A 7,222-nucleotide genomic window follows, 5' to 3' on the forward strand; every position below is an offset into this window, starting at 1 on the left:
ATCAGTCGCCGAGGGACGCGCACGGGCGGGTGCGCAGGTCCTTGACGTAGTCGTCGGGCGCGCCCGCCTTCTCCGCCGCGTCCGCGAGGATGCCGAGGTAGCGCGCGGACGGGAGCCCGCCCTCGTAGTCGTCCAGGACGTACATCCAGCACAGCACGTCGCCGTCCAGCGTCTGCACCCGGACCCTGATCTTGCGGTAGACGTCGAGCGCGGCGCCCTCCCAGGCGTCGAGCTCCTTCTCGTCCCAGGCGGGCACGTCGTAGTACACGACGAAGACCTGCTCGGAGTCGTCCTCGACGACGGTCGCGAGGGCGCCGTCCCAGCCCTTGTCCTGACCGCCGAAGGTCAGCCGCCATCCGGCCAGCCAGCCGGTGCCGCGCATGGGCGAGTGCGGAGCCCGGGTCGCCATCTGGTCGGGGTCCATGTTGGAGGCGTACGCCGCGTACAGTGCCACGTTGGCCAAGGTTACGCCACCTACCCTTACGGGCCGGGACGAAGCCCGTATCGGCGTCGGCACGCTCCGGCAAACAGGTCGCATACGGGACTTTTCACTGCTGTGAGTAGGAAACAATGGAAGATGTGACCCGCATCGTGATCATCGGAGGAGGCCCGGGCGGCTACGAGGCCGCGCTCGTCGCGGCGCAGCTCGGCGCCGACGTGACCGTCGTCGAACGGGACGGTCCCGGCGGCGCCTGCGTGCTCACCGACTGCGTGCCGTCCAAGACGCTCATCGCCACCTCGACCCGTCTCGCGGTCATGTCGGAGTCGGAGGGCCTCGGCGTGCGCTTCAACGGCGGCCCGGACGGCATCGTCGGCGCGCTGGAGGCCGACATGACCACCGTCAACAAGCGCGTGAAGGACCTCGCGCGCGCCCAGTCGTTCGACGTCGCCGAACGGCTCGCCTACGAGGATGTCAAGATCGTCCGGGGTGTGGGGCGGCTGGTTGAGCCGCATGTCGTCGCGGTCGGCGACCGGCGCATCGAGGCCGACATCGTGCTGCTCGCGACGGGCGCGACGCCGCGCGTGCTGCCCGGCGCTGAGCCGGACGGTGAGCGCATCCTGAACTGGCGCCAGCTCTACGACCTGCCCGAACTGCCCGAGGACCTGATCGTCGTCGGCTCCGGCGTGACCGGCGCCGAGTTCGCGGGCGCGTACCTGTCGCTGGGGTCGAAGGTGACGCTGGTGTCGTCGCGCGACCGGATCCTGCCGACGGAGGACGCCGACGCCGCGTCCGTCCTGCAGGAGGTGTTCCTGCGGCGCGGGATGAACGTCATGTCGCGGTCGCGGGCCGCGGCCGTGGAGCGGTCCGGGAACGGCGTGATCGTCACGCTGGAGGACGGGACGAAGGTCGAGGGCACCCACTGCCTGATGACCGTCGGGATGATCCCGAACACCGCCGGCATGGGCCTGGAGGACGTCGGCGTCCGCTGCGACCCGCGCGGTTTCGTCGAGGTCGACAAGGTGTCGCGGACGTCCGTCCCGCACATCTACGCGTCCGGCGACTGCACCGGCGTGCTGATGCTGGCGTCGGTCGCGGGCATGCAGGGCCGCATCGCGATGTGGCACGCGCTGGGGGAGGCGGTGCAGCCGCTGAAGCTCGGCTGGGTCTCGTCCAACATCTTCACCGACCCTGAGGTCGCGTCGGTCGGCGTGACGCAGCGGATGGTCGACTCCGGCGACGTCAACGCCCGGACGGTCATGCTGCCGCTGTTCACCAACGCGCGGGCCAAGATGCAGGGCTTCGAGGACGGTTTCGTGAAGCTGTTCTGCCGTCCGGCCACGGGGATCGTGCTCGGCGGCGTGATCGTGGCGCCGCGGGCGAGCGAGCTGATCCTGGGCGTGTCGATGGCCGTCCAGCAGCATCTGACCGTCGACCAGGTGGCGCACACGTTCGCGGTGTACCCGTCGCTGTCGGGGAGCATCACGGAGGCGTCCCGGCGGCTGATGTCCGAGCACGCCTACTGATGGCCGAGCACGCCCCCGTCAGAGGACGTGCCCGGCCTTCCCACGGTCAGGAGTAGCGCAGCAGGCGTGGTGGCCGTCGGCGACGCGGCAGTCCCGGTCGGTCAGAAGCCGCCGAAGTCGCCGCCGCCGCCGAGCCCGCCGCCGAAGTCGCCGCCGCCGAAGTCCCAGCCGCCGCCGACGTCGCCTTCGGCGCCCGCGCCGCCGCCGTAGCCCCAGCCGCCGCTCATCGCCGAGCCGAGCATGGTGCCGATCATCAGGCCGCCGAGCAGGTCGAACCCGCCGTAGCCGTAGTAGTAGCCGCCCGCGTACGGCGCGTACGCGGGGCCCGCGTCCCAGTACGGCCGCCGGGCGCCGCCGGACGGCACCATGCGGACGTCCGGGTCCGTCCCGTGCCGGAGGGCCTCCGCGTCGGCCGCGCACGCCGGGACGGAACGCTCGACGCCGCCGGGCGGCGCCCACATGACGTCCTCGGCGGACGGCCCGTGCTGCGGGTTGAAGAAGCAGGGCGCGCGCCGCTCCGGCACGGGCTCCCCGGCCAGCCGGGCGCGCGTCGCGGTCATGTAGTAGCGGCCGTCTTCGAGCGCGGTCGTGACGGCCTGCATGTCGTGGGGCCTGGCGGCGCGGTCCGTCTGCCGCTTGGCCTCGTCGTAGGAGTTCATGGCGCGCTCGTAGTCGGAGCGCGTGTCGTGGTCGAGGCCCTTGTCCATGACGTTGAGGTCGAGGCGGGCGATGTCCTCGCCGAGCAGGATCACGTCCTCCTCGACGCCGGCCTTGAGGTCGTCCATCTGCCGGGCCTCGCGGTCGAGGCGGCGCTTGCGGACGACCAGGAACCCGCCCGCCGCCACGCCGACGAGCATGATCAGGACGCCGAGCGTCACGTATCCGCCGACGGCGCTCGTCCGGGCCTTGTCGTCGACCTTGTTCTCCGCGAGGTCGCCGAACTTGATCAGCCGGTCCTTCAGCGGGACGCCGTTGGTGCGGGTGACGAGCTGGTTGATCTCTTTGCTGTCGAGCTTCTTGGAGACCCCGCCCATGCGGGCGCCGTCGGCGGTGACGGCCACGAACGTCTCGCCCTTGCCGACGCGCTCCGCGACGGCCGGCAGCAGCCGCCTGACTTCGGCCGCGGAGATGCCGTTGCGGACGACGACCGCGCGGATGTCGGCGTCGCGGTCGCCGCCGAGCGCCGATGTGATCTCGTTCCGGTCGGCGGGCGACAGGACGTTCCCCGCCTCGCTCGTCACGTAGAGGCGCGAGTCGATCAGGCCCTTGGCGATCTGCCCGACGTTGTCGCTGGTCTGTGCGGTGGTGATCTGCGCTGCCGCGGGCTGCGCGGAGGCGGCCTGGGCTGGGGCGGAGAAGGCGAACGCCGGCAGGGCGACGGCGGCCACGATCGCCGAGACGGCGCCCCGGCGTGCCGCCCGGATGGCCCGGTTGTCGGTGCTCATGCCTTCAGTCTGCACCTGTCACGCCGGAATCCGTCCCTCCGGCGGGCGGATTTCGCGCGGCCCGCCCCGGGTCAGGCGTCCTTGATCTCGCAGATGACGGCGCCGGCGGCGACGGTCTGGCCGACCTCGGCGGACAGGCCGGTCAGCGTCCCGGCCTTGTGCGCCGTGATCGGCTGCTCCATCTTCATGGCCTCCAGCACGACGACCGTGTCCCCGGCGGCGACCGCCGCGCCGTCCTCGACGACGATCTTGACGATGGTGCCCTGCATGGGGCTGACCAGGGAGTCTCCGGACGCCTGCGCCCCGCCGCCCTTCCTGCCGCCGCGCCGTTTCGCGGGCTGCGCCTTCGCCGCGGCCCCGCCCGGGAGGGCGCCCAGGCCCGCTGGCAGGACGACCTCGATGCGCCGCCCGCCTACCTCGACGGTGACGCGCTCCCGCTCGCCCTCATCGGCCTCGTCGCCCGCGACGGGCGTCTTGTACGGCGGGATCCGGTTGTCGAACTCGGTCTCGATCCACCGGGTGTGGACGGAGAACGGCGTCACGTCGTCGGCCGGGACGAACGCCGGGTCGTCCAGGACAGCGCGGTGGAACGGCAGCACGGTCGGCATCCCGTCGATCACGAACTCGGCCAGCGCGCGGCGCGCCCGCTCGACGGCCTGCCGCCGCGTCGCGCCCGTGACGATCAGCTTGGCGATCAGGGAGTCGAACTCCTGCGGGACGGTCTGCCCCGCGCCGTAGCCGGTGTCCAGGCGGACGCCGGGGCCGGTCGGCGGCTCCCACGCCGTGAGCGTCCCGACGGCGGGGAGGAACCCGCGGCCGGCGTCCTCGGCGTTCAGCCGGAACTCGATCGAGTGCCCGCGCAGCTCGGGATCGCCGTAGCCGAGCTCTTCGCCGTCCGCGACGCGGAACATCTCCCGGACGAGGTCCACCCCCGCGACCTCCTCGGTGACCGGGTGCTCGACCTGGAGGCGGGTGTTGACCTCAAGGAACGAGATCGTCCCGTCCTGGCCGACGAGGAATTCGCACGTTCCGGCGCCGACGTACCCGGCCTCTTTCAGGATGGCCTTGGACGAGTCGTAAAGCAGCTCGACCTGCGCGTCCGACAGGTACGGCGCCGGGGCCTCCTCGACGAGCTTCTGGTGCCGCCGCTGGAGCGAGCAGTCGCGGGTGGACACGACGACCACGTTGCCGTGCCGGTCGGCGAGGCACTGGGTCTCCACATGCCGCGGCTTGTCGAGGTACCGCTCGACGAAGCACTCGCCGCGCCCGAACGCGCCGACGGCCTCGCGGACGGCGGACTCGTACATGTCGGGGACCTCGTCCAGCGTCCGGGCGACCTTCAGGCCGCGCCCGCCGCCGCCGTACGCGGCCTTGATCGCGATCGGCAGCCCGTGCTCCGCGGCGAACGCGACGACCTCGTCCGCGCCGGACACCGGGTCCTTGGTGCCCGCGACCAGCGGCGCGCCGACCTTCTGCGCGATGTGCCTGGCCTGGACCTTGTCGCCGAGCGCGGTGATCGCGGCGGGCGGCGGGCCGATCCAGGTGAGCCCGGCGTCCTGGACGGCCTTGGCGAAGCCGGCGTTCTCCGCGAGGAACCCGTAGCCGGGGTGGACGGCGTCCGCGCCGGAGTCGGCGGCGACCTTCAGCAGCTTCTCGACGCTGAGGTAGCTGTCGGCGGCGGTCCGCCCGCCCAGGGTGAACGCCTCGTCCGCGACCCGAACGTGCAGCGCGTCCAGATCGGGCTCCGCGTACACCGCGACGCTCGCCAGCCCGGCGTCGCGGCAGGCACGGGCTATCCGGACCGCGATCTCGCCGCGGTTGGCGATCAGGACCTTGCGCACGTGGGTCTCCTCCCTCAACCTCGCACGCAGTCTAGAGAACGGCCGTTCGAGGACTTCGCAAGCCCCTCCACATCGGCTCCCCGGCCCGGATACCGGAAGGTATCGGTAGAAATAGGCCAGAAGCGGAGGATCCCCGAAAGAATCTCCCTCGTCTCAGTCATAAAGAACCTGTGAGCCAGTGGCACGGGTACGAGAGGAGTGGTCGTGGCAGAGAACAAGTCGTCCGGTGGGGCGGGGAGCGCCCCGTCCGGCCTGAGTGCGCCCCACAAGGGCACCGCGATCGTCGTCGCCGTCCTGCTCGTCGTCGTGGGCATCCCGCTGCTGAGCGCGCTGTTCGGCGGGTACGAGCGGACGAGCGGCGGCGAGATCGCCGTGATCCGCAACGGGGGTTTCTTCGACAACAACAAGATCCGTCAGGTCATCGACCCCGGCTCGGGCCGGGTCTGGATCGGCCTGTACTCGCAGACCCACAAGTACCCCGCGCAGCAGCGCTACTACACGATCACCTCGAACGCGGGGAAAGGTGAGAGGCCCGGCGTCGACGTCGTCATCGTGCCCAGCGCGGACGGCGTCAACATGGGCATCGAGGGGACGCTGTACTTCACCCTGAACCAGGACCACGCGGCCCTCCGGGACTTCGACAACAAGTACGGCACCCGCAAGTTCCGCGCCGCCGACGGCAAGATGCGCAACGTCTACGACGGCGACGACGGCTGGTCCGCGTTCCTCGACCAGATCGTCCGGCCGGTGATCGACAACGACCTGCGCAGCCAGATCAACAGCTTCCGCTGCGCCGAGCTGGTCTCGTCCTGCGCCCTCGTGCAGAACGCCGGCTCCCAGCCGAAGAACGTGCAGGCCGCGGGGCAGAAGGCGCAGAGCAACAACGCCAACATCGCCAAGGTGCAGACCGCGATCAACACCAGCCTCGCCACGGACCTGAAGCAGACGCTCGGCGGCACGTTCTTCACCAACATCCACTTCAACCTGGTGCGGGTCACGCTGCCGACCCGGGTGCAGGAGGCGGTGGACCGCGCGCAGGCCGCGTTCGCCCAGGTCAGCGAGGCGCAGGCGAAGGTCGCCACGGCGCAGGCGGAGGCCGCGGCCAACAAGGCGCGCCAGGACGGCTACAACAAATGCCCGACCTGCGCGAGGATCGAGGAACTGAAGGCGCTCCCGCAGGGCATCACCGTCTACGCGCCCGGCAACCCGAACGGCTCGCTCCTGCGGGGCCGGTGACCGAAGGGAGGCGGACGTGCGATTCGTGATCGTGCTGGTGATGCTGGCGGTGGTCGCCGTGGTGGTCATCCTGCTGCTGTACGGGTTCGCCGACCGCGCCTCCGCGGGCGGCCGTGCCCGGCTGGAGCGGGGCGCCCGGTGGGAGACGCACACCGAGTCGTCCGGCGGCGTCACCGCGGTCGTCGTCCGGCGGGTGTCCCGCAACGACGTCGGGGACGTGCTCGCCGAGGTCGCCCGCCAGATCGTCGCGTCCATCCCGGACGGCGACCCGGAATGGGAGACGCGCTACCACGAGGCGATGGCGCAGGCCAGGTCGCGCGTCGCCGCGCTGGAAAGCGAAACCGACTGACCTGGCGGAAGCCCGAAGCCCGGAAGCCCGGAAGCCTGGAGGCCCTAAGGCCCGAAAGCCCGGAAGCGTTCGCAATGGGGGCGCGGAAAGCGTCCCTGCAAGTCTTTTGACGGTGAGTCATTAAGACCGTCACAACGCGTGTCGAGGCGCGCTCGTGGCCACATCCGGACACGCCCGTCCGGGTGGAAAACGCCCAGAACGCAGGACGTTTCGCGCCGCGCCCCTGGATCAACGTGATCGTTTGGGCGTAGGCTGTCGCCATTCTTCGGCACCGCCTCGAAACGTTCCACCGACGGCGACGAAAAGCCCGTGGCGGCGTCCGCCACCGGCCGGCGCCTTCCCGAGCGGCGGGTCCCGGCCCATCCCCCCGAGGCCGGGACCCGCAC

Annotated in this window: 6 protein-coding genes; 3 read left to right on the forward strand and 3 right to left on the reverse strand. The window is 71.2% G+C overall.

The genetic code is table 11. The features are described 5' to 3' along the window. Position 1: 1 nt before the first annotated feature. Complete coding sequence (locus ACH34T_RS33665; RefSeq protein ID WP_396024988.1) at positions 2-454, reverse strand: gamma-glutamylcyclotransferase; 453 nt, start codon at positions 452-454, stop codon at positions 2-4. Between the two features lie 125 nt (positions 455-579). Between ACH34T_RS33665 and ACH34T_RS33670 the strand changes: the two genes are divergently transcribed. Then, positions 580-1,965 (forward strand): NAD(P)H-quinone dehydrogenase, encoded by a 1,386-nt coding sequence (locus ACH34T_RS33670; RefSeq protein ID WP_396024989.1) that lies wholly within the window; start codon positions 580-582, stop codon positions 1,963-1,965. A 101-nt stretch (positions 1,966-2,066) separates the two neighbouring features. On the opposite strand, the gene ACH34T_RS33675 is transcribed toward ACH34T_RS33670, so the two are convergent. Together ACH34T_RS33675 and ACH34T_RS33680 are read right to left on the reverse strand one after the other, a co-directional pair. Beyond that, positions 2,067-3,410, reverse strand: a complete 1,344-nt coding sequence (locus ACH34T_RS33675) for a hypothetical protein (RefSeq protein ID WP_396024990.1) — start codon at positions 3,408-3,410, stop codon at positions 2,067-2,069. Positions 3,411-3,481: 71 nt separating this feature from the next. Next, a complete protein-coding gene (locus ACH34T_RS33680; RefSeq protein WP_396024991.1) occupies positions 3,482-5,251 on the reverse strand; it encodes an acetyl/propionyl/methylcrotonyl-CoA carboxylase subunit alpha in 1,770 nt (589 codons plus the stop codon). Positions 5,252-5,455: 204 nt separating this feature from the next. On the opposite strand from ACH34T_RS33680, the gene ACH34T_RS33685 reads away from it, so the two are divergent. Both ACH34T_RS33685 and ACH34T_RS33690 read left to right on the forward strand, forming a co-directional pair. Next, positions 5,456-6,487, forward strand: coding sequence for an SPFH domain-containing protein (locus tag ACH34T_RS33685; RefSeq protein WP_396024992.1), 1,032 nt, complete (start codon positions 5,456-5,458; stop codon positions 6,485-6,487). A 16-nt stretch (positions 6,488-6,503) separates the two neighbouring features. Then, positions 6,504-6,836: a hypothetical protein gene (locus ACH34T_RS33690; RefSeq protein WP_396024993.1), complete on the forward strand. Its 333-nt coding sequence runs from the start codon at positions 6,504-6,506 to the stop codon at positions 6,834-6,836. Positions 6,837-7,222 lie beyond the last annotated feature (386 nt).

This window comes from Actinomadura sp. 9N215, from assembly GCF_044326345.1.
GTDB lineage: Bacteria > Actinomycetota > Actinomycetes > Streptosporangiales > Streptosporangiaceae > Spirillospora.

Bases quoted from the DNA above. Each gene is read 5' to 3' on its own strand.
- ACH34T_RS33675 (WP_396024990.1), bottom strand. From the start codon at position 3,410: ATGAGCACCGACAACCGGGCCATCCGGGCGGCACGCCGGGGCGCCGTC.